Raw genomic sequence first — 18168 nt, forward strand, 5'->3', positions numbered from 1 at the left:
AGGTACACGCATACGGGGCAATCGTGACAATATATGGCCGCTTTTGTGACTAGCTGTATTTGATGCTGATCCATTTTACTGAATCAGGAGTAAACAGGGTACAATAGATCAGATTCAGTTTAAAACTATGCCTGTTTTTGTTCAAATGTGGCAATATGCCATTGTTATGCAAACGTTTGTGCAGAGAAAAATAAGCACAGCAACATTTGTTATCAATATATTGTATCACCTAAACCTGGTAATGTATATGATCAAAAGAATTTACCTAATATTATTGGCTGGCCTAAGCACTGCCGGCACTTATGCTCAAAAAACTACATCCAAACCCAATATTGTGTATATCCTTGCAGATGACCTGGGCTACGGCGAACTGGGCAGCTACGGACAGCAAAAAATTGAAACCCCCAATTTAGATGAACTCGCCAAACGTGGTATGCGTTTTACTCAACATTATGCCTATCCCGTTTGTGCACCATCCAGATATGGCTTAATGACCGGTATTAACTCAGGCAAGGCATTTATCCGTGGTAACCACGAGTGGGGCGAACGTGGCGATGTATGGAATTTTAAAGCGATGGAAGCAAATCCTTTTCTCGAAGGTCAGTATCCTATACCCGATTCTACCATCACCATTGCTAAGGTATTAAAAACGGTGGGCTATAATACCGCTTTGGTAGGGAAATGGGGCTTAGGAAGTCCGATGACCGCTAGTGTGCCTAACCGCCAGGGGTTTGATTACTTTTACGGTTTCATTTGCCAGCGGCAGGATCACACCTATTACAGCGGGCATTTATGGGAGAACGAAAACAGGGTACCGCTTGATAATAAGATCGTTGATCCGGATGTTAAATTTCCGGCAGATCTTGATCCTTTAAACGAAAAGAACTATGAAAAATACCAGCAGAACGACTATGCACCCGATTTTCTGATCAAAGCTGCATTGAATTTCATTGGTAAAAATAAAGACAACCCCTTCTTTTTATATTATGCCAGTCCTTTGCCACACGTATCTTTACAGGCGCCTAAAGACCTGGTTGATTATTATCATAAAAAGTTTGGCGAAGAGAAACCATTTTTAGGCGGTTCCTATTTTCCTTGCCGTTATCCCCGCGCAACCTATGCGGCTATGATCACATTGTTCGATCGGCAGGTAGGACAATTGATCAAGAAACTCAAAGATGAAGGCGTTTACGACAATACCATCATTATGTTTTGTGCCGATAACGGTACTGCCTTTAATGCAGGCGCTGATCCGGTATTTTTTAACAGCAATGGTCCTTTTAAAGGCGAATACGGCTGGGGCAAAGGTTTTGTTAGGGAAGGGGGCATCAGAGAACCATTTATCGTATCCTGGCCTGGAAAAGTAAAAGAAGGAGCCACCAGCGACCTCATTTCTTCCACTTTGGATATCATGCCAACCTTTTGCGACCTTTTGAAAATTAAAACACCAGCCGGAATTGATGGATTAAGCATTTTGCCGACCATTTTAAACAAAGGAAAACAGATACAACATGATTACCTCTATTTCGAATACCCTGAATATGGCGGACAGCAGGCCATTCGCATCGGGAACTGGAAAGGGGTAAGATTGGAGATGTTGAAAGGCAATGATAAATGGACGTTGTACGACCTAAATACCGACCTTAAAGAGCAGAATGACGTTGCCTCGGCCCATCCTGATATTGTAAAACAGATGATGGCCATTTCGAAAAAGGAACACCATACACCGCTCATTAAACGTTTCGAAATACCCGTGCTGGAAAAAGAAAAACAGTAAGTTCTGACTATTTCATTACATGCTAAAAGATTTAACCATTAGTAAAAAGGATGTATACAGATAAAAAAAACTGTATATCTGTGGTTAATCAGTCGATTCACCTATATGGTATATCCGCGGCTAAAAACGCTAAGCTATAGCATTCGGAAGCAAAATCTTTACCTGTTCACCCTGTGTATATCATTGTAATTTTTAAATTTGACCGATATTAATTCTTCCTCAACATGACCTATATAGAAAAATTGCAGGCTTTACGCGATTTAATGACCGCGCAAAATATAGACGCTTATATTATTCCAGCTGCAGATCCGCACATCAGTGAGTATTTGCCCGCACATTATAAAGCCATCCCTTTTGCCAGCGGTTTTACCGGCTCTGCAGGTACACTTGTAATTACACAGAATTTTGCTGGTCTTTGGACAGATTCAAGATATTTTAGCCAGGCAGAAACGCAATTGAAAGGTACAGGCTATGAATTGGTGAAACTAATTGTGCCACACACGCCCGAATACATCGATTGGTTGCCTGGAGTGTTATCTAAAGGAGCAACAGTTAGTTTTAACCACCAGCTCATTACCGTAGCCCTGGCTATTGATATCAAAAACAAACTCGAACAACAGGAAATTGCCGTGAAGGACGTAGACTTTATCAGTACCGTTTGGACCGATAGGGTAGGGCTGCCAGCGGAACAAGCTTATTTAATTAACGAGGAAGCGGCCGGGCTCAGTATTTCGGCCAAAATAGAACAAGTTAGGGCCGTTTTAGCACAAAATGGAGCGGAATATCATTTAATTTCTTCACTTGATGATGTTGCCTGGCTTTTTAACCTCAGGGGAAAAGATGTAGATTATAATCCTGTTGCTTTGGCTTTCGCCCTGATTACACCTGAAGAGGTAAAACTCTTTATCGATGAACAAAAACTTTCGCAAAGCGATAAGGAAATCCTAAAAGAACAAGGTGTTAATTTATATCCTTACCAGGATGTGGCCGGCGCATTGACACAATTGCCAGAATATACCCGGATTTTTATCGATCCTAAACGCACCAGTTTTGGCTTGTACCAGCTTTTACCAAAAGAAGCGAAGATTATTTCAGGAATTAACCCGAGCACATACCTTAAAGGCTTAAAGAATCAAACAGAAATCAGCCATATCCGTAAAGCCATGCTGCAAGACGGCGTAGCTTTAACCAGGTTTTTTAAATGGCTGGAAGATCATCTAGGCAAAGAAAAGATTACAGAATGGTCTGCAGCAGAAAAATTAGCAACTTACAGGGCAGAACAGGCATCTTTTGTTGGCTTAAGTTTTAATACCATATCGGGTTACAATGCCAATGGCGCACTGCCACACTATACCGTAACGGCAGAGAGCGATCAGGAAATTACCGGAGATGGTTTGTTCCTGGTCGATTCTGGAGGACAATATCATTATGGTACAACCGATATTACCAGGGTGATGCCTGTAGGAAATTGTACAGCCCGCCAGGCTGATGATTATACTTTGGTATTGAAAGGTTTGATAGAAGGTTCTAAACTGATTTTTCCGACAGGTACAAAAGGTTATCAGATCGATTCCATTTGTAGAAATCCGCTTTGGGAACATGCTATCAATTTTGGGCATGGTACAGGTCACGGTATCGGTTTTTTTCTCAATGTACACGAAGGCCCTCAGAGCATTAACCCCGCTAATTTAGATATACCCTTTAAGCCAGGTATGGTAACCTCTATCGAACCGGGTATTTATCGTCCTGAGAAGCATGGTGTAAGGATCGAAAACCTGGTGTTATGCGTTCCGCATGGAAGTAGCGAATTTGGAGATTTTCTGGCCTTTGAAACCTTAACCTTATGTTTTATCGATACTACCCTTATAAATAAATCGCTTTTAACACCCGATCAGCTGACCTGGCTAAATCAATATAATCAGCAGGTTTTCGATCAGCTTCAACCGCTGCTATCAACTGAAGAATCGGAGTGGCTGAAAGCGAAGTGTTACCCAATTTAATTTCGGGTTACTATTATACTGAATTAATTTATGGTCTTAAGGCAAGCGCTTTAAGATTCCCGCCTGCGCGGGAATGATGACTGTATATGGATGCTGGTTACCGTATGAGTCAAAACATGGAGTTACAATACCACGCTGAGGGGAGTTAATTGAAGGATAAGGAAAGCAATAACTGCATTTCAATTAATGTCCGTCGCGCTTTACGCTGTAGCCCTCCCTGCGTTCGGGGCTGCCGCTGCAATCGCGTTTAGGTACTTGCTGTTGTGCTAATGGGGTAGTTTTCCACTCAATCGCACAATAAATACGATTTGCAGGTAATCTGATCGCCAAACTTTCAAGAAATAACATCAAATCTCAAAATCTGCGCCTTTTGCGTCATCAGCGGGATCTATTTGTTTATCATGTTTTTCCTACATAACTTCCAATAAATACACCAATCCTTTACCGATTTTGCGTTATTTTTAAGATCAATGTCTGCTTTATCTTTTAAAGTATATTTTTGAATATATCCCTAAATTATCATGATCATTAAACCTATACCTCCTAAACAGTTATCTATAATAGCTTTTAAAGCAATAATTTGTTGTATCCTATCTTTTATAAATGTTGAGGTTCTTTTTGCTCAATCACCATGGATTGCGCTTGGAAAAAAGCCATCAACACTGGGTTTAGAAAATGGGTTTTTAACGTATAATGCGGGTGCATTTAACCTTAAATTGGTTAAGTCGTCGCAAACGGTTGCTGGTCTTCAACCTAAAATGGTTAAAGATTTTGATTTCGTACCCGGCGATAGTTTAAAAGTGCGCAGTTCAGATGGCTTATATCATTTAGGCGATCTCAATTTAAAATTACGGAATACCGGTGATGAAGCCTGGAAAAGCTATAGTACAGCTGCAAAAAGAAGTCCCGTAAAAAATATTCCTGCCGGTAAAAACATACTCGCAGCCGCCGATCTTGCGGCGACACTTCCTGCCGATATCCCTTTGCAGGTTAAACGGATATGGGAAATGCAAAATGGAAAACTGCTGCTCCGTTTCGAACTGAAAAATAAAACCGGCAAAAGCATAGAAATTGGCGCACTGGGTATTCCAATGATATTCGATAATATTCTGGAAGGCCGTACATTAGAGCAAACCCATGCAAAAAATGTTTTCTACGATCCCTATATCGGTAAGGATGCCGGTTATTTACAGGTAACCAGGCTCAGTGGGCACGCACCATCTTTAATTGTTGCACCGGTAGGTCATACCCCATTTGAAGCATATAATCCCCTTAATGATGATAAAACGCCTCGAGGGATTGCCTTCGAAGGTTTTTACGAATGGATGGTATACAGTAAAGCGTATGCCGAAAATGAATGGAAAAATGCTGAGCAATGGAATACACCAACTTCAACCGTTTTAAAACCAGGCGAAACCCGTAGTTATGCCCTTCAGTTTATCCTTTCCGGAACGGCAAAAAATATTGAAAGTAAACTCATCGAAAATAAGAGACCGGTAGCTATGTCGGTTCCGGGTTATGTGCTGCCAAAAGATGTAAAGGCAAAATTATTCCTTAATTATCCGAAAAAAGTTAAATTCATTCAGGTTCAGCCAGAAAATGCATTAAATGTAACCGCCTTAGAGCTGACCAAAAACGGCTGGAAAAGTTATTTGGTTAAAGCCAATAGCTGGGGCAGGGCCAGGTTATCTGTGGTATATGAAGATGGATTAGAGCAGACGATAAATTATAAGGTAATTGAACCCGAAAGCGAAGTGATTGCCAGCTACGGACATTTTTTAACCACCAAACAATGGTTTAACCAACCAGATCCCATCTTTAAAAGAAATCCATCGGTGATTACTTACGATGAGGAGAAAAAAGAGCAGGTAACGCAGGATAACAGGGCGTGGATTGCTGGCTTAAGTGATGAAGGTGGAGCAGGATCCTGGTTAGGTGCCATGATGAAGCAATTGGTGCAACCGAAAAAAGAAGAAGTAGATAAACTAAAACAGTTTGTGGATACGGTGATGTTTGGGAGGATTCAGCTAAAAGATGGACCACAAAAATACGGAGTAAAAAAGAGCCTGTTTTATTATGCGCCAGATTCGCTGCCCAAAAATACCTATGCTTCTAATATTAATTTCAAAACCTGGTCGGCCTGGCCAAAAAAAGAAGCTGATAATTTGGGTAGATCTTATAACTATCCACATGTGGCAGCTGCGCATTGGGTAATGTACCGCCTGGCACGTAATTACAAAGGTTTGGTGGAGGAGCAGAGTTGGAAACAGCACCTGATCGATGCTGCGGAAACGGGTATGGCCATGGTTAACATTGCTCCTTATTATGCACAGTTTGGTCAGATGGAAGGAACCATCTTTTACCTTATTTTAACCGACCTTAAAAACGAAGGTTTAACAGATGAGGCAGCCCGGTTGGAAAGCGAAATGAAAAAGCGTGCTAATCATTGGCGTTCGCTTCAATATCCATTTGGCAGTGAGATGCCTTGGGACTCTACAGGTCAAGAAGAAGTTTATGTGTGGTCGAGTTATTTTGGTTACCAGGACAAGGCAAATGTTACGCTCGATGCGATATTGGCATATATGCCTGTTGTGCCACATTGGGCATATAACGGGAATGCCCGCCGTTATTGGGACTTCCTTTATGGGGGTAAACTATCGCGTATCGAACGCATGATCCATCATTATGGCTCGGCACTTAACGCCATTCCGCTATTAATGGATTACCGCAAACATCCTGATGATTTTTACCTATTGCGTACGGGGTATGGTGGCTTGTTAGGTTCCATTTCAAATATCACTCAGGAAGGTTTTGCTCCTGCAGCCTTTCATGCCTATCCCTCTACTTTAAAAAATGATGGCATCACCGGCGATTATGGCTCTGGCTTTTTTGGTTATGCTATTAATACTTCATCCTATATTTTAAATCATTCCGAGTTTGGTTGGCTGGCTTTTGGAGGTAACTTAAACAAAACCGGAAATACCGTCACTGTTAAGTTAACCACGGCAGCAAAATCATCAGTTTACATTGCTCCGGCCGGACTCTGGATTACCCTCGATGCAGGAACGATTGATGAGGTTGTTTACAATACTTCAACCGGCCAAATCCGTTTAAAATTGAATAAAGCTAACGAGTATACACCCAATGCAGTGTTAAGATTATCGCAGCCTGCAAAAGTTAATGGGGTAGGTAATTATTCCGTAAAAGGCAATAGGATTAAGGGTAGGGGAGCCTACCAGTTTTCATTATCAAAATCAAATACAACCGAAATCATTATTCAAAAATAATATCAATTCAACTACTGTCGGGGCCTCGTATAATGAAATTTACGAGGCCTTTTTATTATCATTATCATCAGATAACCAAATAGATGTAGGCTTTATTAATGATATAAGTTTATGTTGTTAGTGTGTATTAATTGATTATCAGTTAATTGATTTCAAATTTTTTATTTAATCAAAGCTTTTATGAAGCATAAGTGATTCATTTTCTATATGTATTGATACTTTATATTAAATTGTTCAATTTTTTGCTTATTAACTAACTATGTTTTAATAAAGTAATATAATCCATTTAAATTATAAGCCATTCTCCTTACAAACGACGATTAACGAGATGACGCTGTATCAAAATATAGGATTGTCATTCTAATAGATGAATACTAGTTGCTTTTTTCAGTAACGGGCTTCGAGGAATCGTCATTGCGAGAAGGCTTTTTCAGCCGACTGCCTGTCCCGTTTTTACGGGAAAGCAATCTTTCCAGCGAGGATCGCCAGCAGGAAAGATTGCTTCGTCGTTCCTCCTCGCAATGACGATCTTTCTTATGAAATTTGTCATTAATAGAATAGCTTGTGAAGGGCAACATTAAATACCCTTGACAGTGCATTTCAACAAGCTCAACGTGACAATTTAGATCAAATTAACTTTTGTGTGCGCGCTTTCTGCGCTTACTTGGCTAAAGGTTAAAACAAGTTTTACAAACTTTCCTTAATCACCCTTACCCCATAAATAGGGCCGGCACTGTTTTTAGTTTTTGGAAATAACTTTACCGTCACTTTGTTTTTGCCTTTGGTTAATTCTACAGGGATTTTATAACTGATGTCGTAAAAACGACTTTCCTTATACTTATTCAGATCCTCTGTTGCAATGTTTACACCATCAACCAGGATATCGAAATTACGGCCCCGGTTGTCCATTCCCCAGTAAGAGGCAATGATCGTATTCTGTAAAGTTGGATCTACCTTAACATCAAATTGTAAGAAACCGTTTTCGCCTGCAACACGCCACTTACTCCCATGGTCTTCGCCCATATATTCTTTGGCTGCACTAAAGTTATGATCCCGTTCGGGCTGCATTTCGCCAAATCTGAATACATCAGTTGTTTTATCTTCCAGTTCTTTTTGTTTACGCTTTTGCTCATCATAAATTTTTTGCTGTACCGTCCATTTTTCTGGCGTAAACACATCCCAGTAAACACTATAGTATTGGTTTTTGGTTTGGTAAAAGGGAATAAGCTTAACATCTTGTGGTTGGGCAATATTTTTAGTTTCAAACTCAAGGTCCTGTTTATTTACTACGTTCAACCAATCTTTAGGATCGTTGTTGGCGCTCACAAATACTGGTACACCCTTAACAGGATCAGGTTCTGTATTTCCTAAAGCGCCTGCTAAAAGTACTGGTCCATAAAAAATAGCCCTCCGATCGGCATTATCAGGCATTGCCTCTGTGTAGAGTTTTTCTGGTGTGATGTAAGTTATCTTGTCGTTATTTTTCCAGTTTCGGGTAATCACGTAATAACCAGTTTCATCAGGCGTAATTTTTTGCAATGCCCCATTCACTGCAATGGTGGTTCCGGTAGACCATTTTGGTTTTCTTATCCGGATAGAAAAATTTGAAGCTTTGGTTAAACTAAGTGTTAAACTGGTTTGACCACCCTGCGGTAAGGCAGTTTGCTGTGTAATTTTTAGTCCTTTTTCTTTCCAGTCTAAAACCGATGGAATAAATAAATTCACATATAAACTGCCATCGTTTCCCCTTGAATAAATGCTTTCATTGTATTTGACATGATTTTCCATTCCGGTACCCACACAGCAGGTAAAAGTATTAAACTTATCGCTGTATTCTTTCTTGCCGCCCATGCGGAGTGGTACAAAGTAACAGGTCATGCCATCATCGTGATTTTGCGAAGCTAAAATATGATTGTAAAGTGCTTTTTCATAATAATCAAATAGCTCGGCAGATGGGTTTTCTGCAAAAAGATGACCAGTTAACTTCAGCATATTGTAAGTATTACAGGTCTCGGTTGTGTTTTCAGTAAGCTTGTCGTTCAGTTTATCAGGCTCACTTAAGTATTCGTAATTGCTGTTTCCTCCGGTTACATAAGAATGGTGGTAAACAATCGTTTTCCAAAAGAAATCGGCAATTGTTTTATCCCTTTCATCGCCGGTAATTTCATGTCGCCTGGCGCTGGCAATAATTTTCGGGATTTGTGTATTGGAATGTTTTCCCGGAAGGATATCGGTTTGTTTGGCTAAAGGATCTAGAATGCGTTTATCATAAAACTTGTAGGATAAATCGAGGTATTTTTTGTCTCCGGTAATGGAATAAAGATTTACAAGTGCCTCAGCCATGCCTCCGTATTCACAGAAAAGCATTTTTTGTAACAATTCCTCATTTAGGCCTCCAATGGTTGTTCCTGTCCAGTCGGCCAGCGCTTCACAGGCGGTTAATGCTTTTCTGTTATTGGTATAAAGGTAGGCATCGAGCAAACCAGCCATAATTTTATGCACCGTATACCATGGTGCCCAGCCACCATTTAAATCGAAACCCCCGGTTTTAACATTGCCTTTTACCAGTTCGCCCCATATTTTGTCTTCGTTGCCAAAAGCACCCAAATAACCGCTTTTTCTGGCCTGTTGGCAATCGGTGAGCTCATCTACAATATAATTTGCCTTTTGCAGAAAAACAGGATTTTTGCCAGAGGCATATTGCATGGATATTGCCGAAAGGTAATGCCCTAACGAATGTCCTGCCAAACCATCGCCTTCCCATCCTCCATAAATCTTGGCCTTTGGCGTTAGTCCCGCATTTTTTCTAAAACCCGAGAGTAAGCGGTCAGGATCGATAAGCAATAAATAAGCTTCATCGGCTTTCATTGCAGTTTTAAAAGTACTTTCCAATAAACTTACCTGCGAGAGGTCGAAAGCATAAGCCTTAATCGGTGTTGTATTTTTAACTTTTATGCGCTTATCGTTAAAATGAGGGACATAATTTTGCGCATTTGCATTTAACGCAAAAAACAATGCACAGCCAAGCAAGCTTTTACCAATGTTTGGGTTCATGATATTAGGGTGGTTTAGGGATCTGTTAACGCAATAAAATTATGAAATTGTGCATAGCATAAAAGCCCTTTATTTTGCCACTATTGTGCATATTTTACCCTTATTTTTCGATAAACAGAAATTTATTGTGACTTTTATGCCCTAATCATAGCTTATAATTTGCAGATACAACCCATATTTTAGCCATTCGGTTTAATGGTTATTGAATAAAGATCACTTTTGGGATATTTGCCTAACACATGAAAAATATGTTTGAAAAGAAAGTTTATCTGCAACGCAGAGCAGCATTAAAATCAAAACTAAATTCGGGGATATTACTCTTTTTGGGTAATGAAGAAAGCCCGATGAACTATAAAGACAATACCTACCATTTTAGGCAGGACAGTACCTTCCTGTATTATTTTGGGATCAGCGAACCTTCATTAGCCGCAATTATCAACCTGGATGAAGATGAAACCATCCTGTTCGGAAATGAAATGGGCATTGACGACATCGTGTGGATGGGACGCCAAAAAACTTTAGCTGAAAAAAGTGAAGATTCTGGCTTAACAAAAGTATTGCCATTAGATCAACTCGATAGCTACCTCAACCAATATCAGGCAAAAAAACAGGCTGTTCATTTCCTGCCGCCTTACCGTCCTGAGAATAAAATTAAACTAGCCGCCTGGTTCAATATCCCTATCGGTGAACTTAAGGAGCGTGCCTCTCTTCCTTTCATAAGAGCCGTTGTTGCACAACGTTCAGTTAAATCAGCTGAAGAAATAGTAGAGCTAGATCGTGCAGCATCTATATCAGCAGACATTCACCTCATGGTAATGCAACAGGCAAAACCTGGCATGTATGAGCGTGATCTTGCCGCTAAAATTCAGGGTGCCGCTTTGGCTTCCGGTGGCGATTTAGCTTATCCGGTAATTTTGACTGTTCGCGGTGAAATTTTGCATAACCATTACCATGGCAACCAGCTTCAGGAAGGACAATTGGTTTTAAACGACTCTGGTGTAGAAACCGCTTTAGGTTATGCCGGCGATCTTACCCGTACGTTTCCGGTAGGTAAGAAATTCAGCCCGGAGCAAAAAGATGTTTACGATATCGTGCTCAATGCTTATACCCATGCCAAAAACCTATTGGCACCTGGTGTAAGGTATTTGGATGTACATTTGGCTTCCTGTAAAATGCTTGCTCAGGGCTTAAAAGATATCGGCTTGATGAAAGGCAATATAGATGATGCGGTACAGGCGGGTGCACATGCCATGTTCTTTCAATGCGGTACAGGGCACATGATGGGCCTAGATGTACACGATATGGAAGATTTAGGCGAGCAATACGTAGGTTATACCGATGATCTTGTTAAAAATACCACACAGTTTGGTTTAAAATCATTAAGGTTGGGCAAAGCACTCGAAGCGGGTTATGTACTCACTGTTGAGCCTGGCGTTTACATTATCCCAGAACTGATTGACCGTTGGAAGGCGGCTAATCAATTTACCGAATTTATTAACTACGATAAACTGGAGCAGTTCAGGAATTTTAGCGGCATCAGGGTAGAAGACGATTTTCTGGTTACTGAAAATGGAAGCAGAATGTTAGGTAAACACCTCGCATTAACCACAGAAGAAATCGAATCGATCAGAAGCAATGCCTATTAAAAAGATGCAATTAAGTGTTTTGATATTCGTACGGTCAGGTAGTAACACCTAACAAATTTAACTAACGGTATCCTTTTTCAAGGATACCGTTTTTTGTAATCGAATGTTTTCGTTTTATGTGTTAAGCAACATATAAAACTCAGGTGAGCTAAGGTGTCTAAGGTGGTCAAATTTAAACAGTACACGTTTATTTTTATTGACCACCTTAGTCACCTGAGAACATCTAAGCTGACCGATACTTTTCATAATCGAGTCTCTTATATTTGATGTGATTTGAGGTTTCCATCCGATTGTTTTCTCCTCATTTCTACCAGCCATCCCAAATGGTCTATTTTCGGTCGGTATTGGTTAAAATCCAACAACATTAGCTTGTGCTTATCCCCTAAATTTGAAAAACATTTAATGGGTTCATTAAAGGTAAAAAACCAAATTAAAGGTGTTTTAATTAATTAAACCTTAAATTTAATTAAAAAGCATATCAATCATAATATTAAAATTATAAGAATAAATGAGTATTAAATGGACTGGGGTTTTCCCTGCTGTAACAACTAAATTTACAGCGAATGATGAATTGGATTTTCCGGCTTTCGATTTAAATATCGAAGCGCAGTTAGAAGCAGGTGCAGAAGGTATTATCCTGGGTGGATCGCTTGGTGAAGCCAGCGTGCTTACCGATGATGAAAAATTTGGACTGCTATCGCATACTTTAAGCCTCGTAAACGGCCGTGTACCGGTTTTGTTAAATATTGCTGAGTCTACCACAAAAAAAGCGATTGAAGTAGCTAAAAAAGCCGAATCTCTTGGTGCAAACGGATTGATGTTATTACCACCAATGCGTTATAATGCAGCGGCAGATGAAACCCTTGCATATTTTGGTGCGATTGCAGAAAGTACAAAACTGCCGATCATGATCTACAATAATCCTGTTGATTATAAAATCGAGGTAACATTGGATATGTTCGAGGTTTTGACTAAATATGATAACATCCAGGCGATAAAAGAATCAACAAGGGACGTTTCAAATGTAACGCGTTTGATCAACCGCTTTGGCGATCGCTTTGCTATTTTCACCGGAGTAGATCCATTGGCAATGGAAAGTATTGTAATGGGCGCACACGGATGGGTTGCAGGTTTGGTTGATGCCTTTCCAAGAGAAACCGTAGCCATTTTCAGGTTAATTAAACAAAACCGCATTGCAGAAGCATTAACCATTTACCGTTGGTTTTTGCCCGTATTGGAACTGGATATTCACGCTAAATTGGTACAATACATTAAACTGGCAGAAGTAGCCACTGGATTGGGGACCGAAGCGGTGCGTGCACCACGTTTACCTATAAGTGGCGCAGAAAGAGAAAAAGTATTGAAAATTATAAACGATGCATTAGCTGTTCGTCCAGAGTTACCTGCTGGTAGTTGGGGCAAATAGTTTAAAAACCAAATATGAACGGGAAAAATATTGTAGCTAGTACCTATGTAGAAGTTAATGAAAAAAGCCTTCAGGCTGTTAATCCCGCCACGGGATTAACACTTGAAGGTGATTTTTTTAAAGCGAGCGAGCGCCTGGTTGATGAAGCTTTAACAGCTGCAACAACAGCTTTTTACACTTATAGAAATTTAAATAAGGATATTAAGGCCGCTTTTTTAAATGCCATTGCCGACGAAATTGGCAATCTTGGCGAAGAACTGGTTAACAGGGCATCTGCAGAAAGCGGTTTGCCATTAGCACGGTTACAGGGCGAGTTGGGAAGAACTACTGGGCAGTTAAGGTTATTTGCCAATGTGGTTGCCGAAGGTTCCTGGGTGGATGCGATCATTGATACCGCACTGCCTGAAAGACAACCTTTACCACGTGCTGATATTAGAAGAATGCTGATCCCAATAGGGCCTGTTGTGGTTTTTGGTGCAAGTAATTTTCCACTTGCCTTTTCAGTAGCAGGTGGCGATACGGCTTCGGCACTGGCTTCGGGTTGTCCTGTTGTGGTAAAAGCACATCCTGCACACTATGGCACCAGTGCTTTAGTTGGTGGAGCCATTATCAGAGCGGCAGAAAAAACAGGTATGCCTAAAGGCGTTTTTTCTTTGTTGTACGATGATGGTTATAACATTGGTGCTGCTTTGGTTCAACATCCGTTAACTAAAGCGGTAACTTTTACAGGTTCGTTTAAAGGTGGAATGGCTTTGGTTAATTTAGCGCAACAGCGCGAGCAGCCTATTCCGGTTTTTGCCGAAATGGGCAGTATCAATCCCGTAATTTTCCTTCCGCAGGCCATAGAAAAGCAGGCAGAAGAACTGGCCAAAAAATATGCAGGTTCTATTACTCTGGGGCAGGACAGTTTTGTACCAACCCGGGCTTATTGCTGGCTGTTCAGTCTCCGGGACTCGATAAATTTAAAACGGTTTTAAAAGAAGCTATCGCAGCTGTTCCATCAGCAACCATGCTTACCGAAGGTATTGCGGGTAATTATGGTAAACTTTCTTCAGCAATTACAAATGAAGTAGGAGTTGAAGTAATTGCAGTATCTGATTTGAATAATAATGAATTAAAGAATCAATCTAAAGCCAAAATAGCGCAGGTAAGTGCGGCAGATTTCATCAGGAACCCAAAACTTCGCGAAGAAATTTTTGGCCCCTATTCATTGTTGGTTGTGGCTGATGATGTTGCTGAACTTGAAAAAGCGATCGATGTATTAGAAGGACAATTGACTGTAACCTTAATGGCCGAAAAGCAAGAACTTCAGCATTATCAGGAACTGGTAAACAAATTAACGGATAAAACCGGAAGGATAATCTTAAACGGTGTACCTACCGGAGTGGAGGTTTGTGCAGCCATGCAACATGGCGGGCCTTTCCCGGCAACTAACGATAGCCGTTTTACATCTGTAGGTTCTACCGCGATTAATCGTTTTGCCAGACCACTGGCTTACCAGGATTGGGAACAGGATTTATTGCCGGATGAATTGAAAGATGAGAACCCATTGGGTATTTTCAGAACGATAAACCAGAAATTAACGAAATCTCATGAGTAAAACTTTTTTTTGTGTAGATGCGCATACTTGCGGAAATCCGGTTAGATTGGTAGCAGGTGGTGGTCCTCAGCTTATCGGCTCAAATATGAGCGAAAAGCGGCAACATTTTTTAAAAGAATTTGATTGGATCAGAACAGGTTTAATGTTCGAACCACGCGGACACGATATGATGTCGGGCAGTATCCTCTATCCACCTCACGATCCGGCCAATGATGTTGCTGTTCTTTTTATCGAAACCAGCGGTTGCCTGCCAATGTGCGGTCACGGTACTATCGGTACCATTACCATTGCCATAGAAGAAGGACTAATCAAACCAAAAATACCAGGTGTGATCAGAATGGAAGCCCCTGCCGGATTGGTACTCATTGAATATAAACAGGAAGGTAGAAAAGTAAAGTCGGTTAAACTTAAAAATGTTGCTTCCTACCTTGCTGCCGAAAACCTCGAGATTGAATGCCCTGATTTGGGGACCCTTACTTTCGATGTGGCTTATGGCGGTAATTTTTATGCAATTGTTGATCCTCAGGATAATTTTCCGGGACTGGAAAATTATACCGCTTCACAGTTGATTACCTGGAGCCAAACGATCAGAAAACGCATTAACGAAAAATATACGTTCGTACATCCTTTAGATCCGACTATAAATGGCTGTAGCCATGTTTTGTGGACAGGAAAAACCATCGACCCTACATCAACCGCCCGAAATGCTGTTTTTTATGGCGATAAAGCCATCGATCGCTCTCCATGCGGAACAGGTACCTCAGCACGACTGGCGCAGTGGTTTGCCAAAGGAAAATTAAAACAGGGGGAAGATTTTATCCACGAAAGTTTCATTGGCAGTAAGTTTATCGGAAAGGTAGAGGAAGTGGTAGACTTGAACGGCATTAAAGCGATTATACCAAGTGTAGAGGGCTGGGCAAAAGTTTATGGGTACAATACCATTAAAATTGATGCCGAAGATGATCCTTATGCACATGGTTTTCAGGTGATTTAGTAAATTTAAAAGAATAGCAGCATTATAAATTAAAAGAATGTCGAAAGTATTAATTATTGGTGGCGGAATTGTGGGTTTAACCTCTGCGTATTACCTGCAGAAAAAAGGTTATGAGGTTACCATTCTGGATAAGGGAGATATTACCGACAACTGTTCTTTCGGTAATGCAGGGATGATTGTGCCAAGCCATTTTGTGCCTTTGGCGGCTCCGGGCATGTTAAAACAAGGCATTCGCTGGATGTTCGACAGTAAAAGTCCGTTTTATGTTCGTCCATCTCTAAATGGCAACCTCATTAACTGGGGCTTAAAATTTATGAAATATGCCACCGCGAAACATGTAAGTCAATCAGCAGAACCTTTGCGCGATTTATCATTGCTGAGCAAAAAACTATATGAAGACCTGGCTAAAGAACCCGATTTCGATTTCGAACTGACCCATAATGGTATTCTTGCTTATTATAAAACAGAAAAGGCAGGAGAAGAGGAAGCGCATTTGGCAGCCAGGGCAATTGAACTGGGCCTGGATATGGCCGTACTAAGTGCTGCAGAATGCAGTGTTTTACAGCCAGATTTAAAATTAGATGTTTTGGGGGCGGTGCACTATCGTTGTGATGCGCATCTTTACCCTGCAAAACTGATGAACGCCTTGCTAAAATACTTAACCGCTAATGGGGTTAAAATTGAGCGTGGCAAAGAGGTTGATAAGATTGAAACTGCAGGCAACCGCATTATGAAGGTTTTTACCGGTAATGAGGCCTGGGATGCAGATCAGTATGTGATTGCTACAGGATCATGGTCGCCGGCAGTAGCAAAAATGGCCGACATTAAAATATCTTTAATGCCAGGTAAAGGTTATTCTTTTATGGAGCCAGAACCTCAAAACCGTTTAACGATTCCGGCATTATTGTGTGAGGCAAGGGTTGCCATTACGCCAATGAACGGACAGATCAGGTATGGTGGTACGATGGAACTGGATAAAATTAATACCAGGATAAATATGCAGCGGGTTAAAGGAATTGTAGAGTCGGTGCCGGCTTATTTTCCGGATTTGAAGCCTGCAATACCTGCCGAAAAGGATATCTGGTACGGTTTCCGCCCATCTTCTCCGGATGGTTTGCCCTACATTGGCAGAAGCAACAAAAGAGAAAATTTAGTAATAGCAACAGGTCATGGCATGATGGGTTTAAGTTTAGGCCCTGCAACGGGATTGCTTGTGAGTCAGCTAATTGACGGAGCAGCTACCGAGTTGGAGTTGAAACCTTTTGTTGTGGCGCGATAAAAAAGAAGTCAAGTTTGTACTTTTCTTGTATACAACATTAGTTTAAACTTGATTTCTTTGGCAAACCTTTCATCAAATATTATCAGGTTATAGCAGGATTTTAACCTTATTTATGATTTATTGGTTTTTTTGAGTTAATATCTATATATTCAATTCGTAATCAACAAACCAAATCAACCGACCAAAAGATGAAAGTACTACCATTTACCATGCTTGTGCCCGACGACAAGAGCGTAATATCGGAGCATATAGAACTGCCATATTTTTATCAATATCTGCACCGACACGATGAATGGCAGATTACCTATATAGAAAAGGGTGAAGGGACATTAATTGCAGGTAATGATATGCATGCCTTCCGTTCGGGTGATATTTTTGTAATTGGTGCAAAATTACCACACTTATTTAAAAGCAATCCTGAATATTTTGCTCCGAATAATCATAAAACCATCAAGGCTTGTTCGGTTTATTTCAATCCCTATGGTATTCTCGCTTCGCTGTTTAATCTTCCCGAAATGAAAATGGCGAGTGCTTTTTTGGCCAAAAACAAACATGGGTTTAAAATTCCTGTCGGTTTTACCAAAGATATTGTTGCCAAATTGTTCGATGTTCATCAGGCATCAGGGGTAGATGTACTGTTTAATTTTCTGAAACTGGTGAATGGCCTTCAGGATTTAAATGAGAATGTAGAGTCGCTTTGCTCCGATATGTATTCTTCAAACGTTAGTGAAAACGAAGGGATGCGCCTGAGCAAGATCATTAACTTCATTACCGAAAACTATAATAATCAAATTTCTTTAGAAGATGTAGCCAATGCTGCTTTTATGACGCCGCAGGCTTTCTGCAGGTACTTTAAAAAACACACAGGACATACTTTTGTGTCGTTTTTAAATGAGGTAAGGATTAACGATGCCTGTAAAAGTCTTATCTCCGGCGAAAAAGCGGATTGTATTTCGGGTGTAGCCTATAAAGCGGGTTTTAATAGTATCACCAATTTTAACAGGGTGTTTAAAAGCATCATCGGACAATCGCCAAGGGCTTATATTGATACTTACAATAGTGTAAGCAGGGTAAATTACGTAGGCGCTTAAGCCAAAAAACCATT

General features: G+C 40.5%; 11 protein-coding genes. 10 read left to right on the top strand and 1 reads right to left on the bottom strand.

Annotated features, from left to right (window positions below; translation table 11 throughout):
• Nucleotides 1–247: 247 nt before the first annotated feature.
• From H9L23_RS06870 to H9L23_RS06880, 3 genes are all read left to right on the top strand, one after another.
• Complete coding sequence (locus H9L23_RS06870; RefSeq protein WP_246474873.1) at nucleotides 248–1777, top strand: arylsulfatase; 1530 nt, start codon at nucleotides 248–250, stop codon at nucleotides 1775–1777.
• A 224-nt stretch (nucleotides 1778–2001) separates the two neighbouring features.
• Nucleotides 2002–3777: an aminopeptidase P family protein gene (locus H9L23_RS06875; protein ID WP_187594268.1), complete on the top strand. Its 1776-nt coding sequence runs from the start codon at nucleotides 2002–2004 to the stop codon at nucleotides 3775–3777.
• Nucleotides 3778–4298: 521 nt separating this feature from the next.
• Nucleotides 4299–7064, top strand: a complete 2766-nt coding sequence (locus H9L23_RS06880) for a DUF5695 domain-containing protein (protein ID WP_223191046.1) — start codon at nucleotides 4299–4301, stop codon at nucleotides 7062–7064.
• Between the two features lie 687 nt (nucleotides 7065–7751).
• Here the strand turns inward: H9L23_RS06880 and H9L23_RS06885 are convergent.
• Nucleotides 7752–10118: a glycoside hydrolase family 127 protein gene (locus H9L23_RS06885; RefSeq protein ID WP_187594269.1), complete on the bottom strand. Its 2367-nt coding sequence runs from the start codon at nucleotides 10116–10118 to the stop codon at nucleotides 7752–7754.
• Between the two features lie 239 nt (nucleotides 10119–10357).
• Between H9L23_RS06885 and H9L23_RS06890 the strand changes: the two genes are divergently transcribed.
• The 7 genes from H9L23_RS06890 (at nucleotide 10358) to H9L23_RS06915 (ending at nucleotide 18154) form a co-directional block, all read left to right on the top strand.
• The gene (locus H9L23_RS06890; RefSeq protein ID WP_246474874.1) at nucleotides 10358–11764 is read left to right on the top strand and encodes an aminopeptidase P family protein; all 1407 of its coding nucleotides are present in this window, start codon (nucleotides 10358–10360) and stop codon (nucleotides 11762–11764) included.
• A 508-nt stretch (nucleotides 11765–12272) separates the two neighbouring features.
• Nucleotides 12273–13190 carry a dihydrodipicolinate synthase family protein gene (locus H9L23_RS06895; RefSeq protein WP_187594270.1) on the top strand — a complete coding sequence of 306 codons (918 nt, stop codon included), beginning with the start codon at nucleotides 12273–12275 and terminating at the stop codon, nucleotides 13188–13190.
• A gap of 14 nt (nucleotides 13191–13204) precedes the next feature.
• Nucleotides 13205–14167 carry an aldehyde dehydrogenase family protein gene (locus tag H9L23_RS26385; protein ID WP_223191047.1) on the top strand — a complete coding sequence of 321 codons (963 nt, stop codon included), beginning with the start codon at nucleotides 13205–13207 and terminating at the stop codon, nucleotides 14165–14167.
• Complete coding sequence (locus H9L23_RS26390; protein ID WP_223191048.1) at nucleotides 14119–14790, top strand: aldehyde dehydrogenase family protein; 672 nt, start codon at nucleotides 14119–14121, stop codon at nucleotides 14788–14790. The genes H9L23_RS26385 and H9L23_RS26390 overlap by 49 nt, the downstream gene beginning before the upstream one ends.
• On the top strand, nucleotides 14783–15784 hold the full coding sequence (locus tag H9L23_RS06905; RefSeq protein ID WP_187594271.1) for a 4-hydroxyproline epimerase: 1002 nt from the start codon (nucleotides 14783–14785) through the stop codon (nucleotides 15782–15784). The genes H9L23_RS26390 and H9L23_RS06905 overlap by 8 nt, the downstream gene beginning before the upstream one ends.
• Nucleotides 15785–15821: 37 nt before the next feature.
• Nucleotides 15822–17063, top strand: coding sequence for an NAD(P)/FAD-dependent oxidoreductase (locus H9L23_RS06910; protein ID WP_187594272.1), 1242 nt, complete (start codon nucleotides 15822–15824; stop codon nucleotides 17061–17063).
• Nucleotides 17064–17251: 188 nt separating this feature from the next.
• Nucleotides 17252–18154 carry an AraC family transcriptional regulator gene (locus H9L23_RS06915; RefSeq protein ID WP_187594273.1) on the top strand — a complete coding sequence of 301 codons (903 nt, stop codon included), beginning with the start codon at nucleotides 17252–17254 and terminating at the stop codon, nucleotides 18152–18154.
• Nucleotides 18155–18168: the final 14 nt, after the last annotated feature.

This window comes from Pedobacter roseus, assembly GCF_014395225.1.
In the GTDB taxonomy this organism is placed as follows: Bacteria; Bacteroidota; Bacteroidia; order Sphingobacteriales; family Sphingobacteriaceae; genus Pedobacter; species Pedobacter roseus.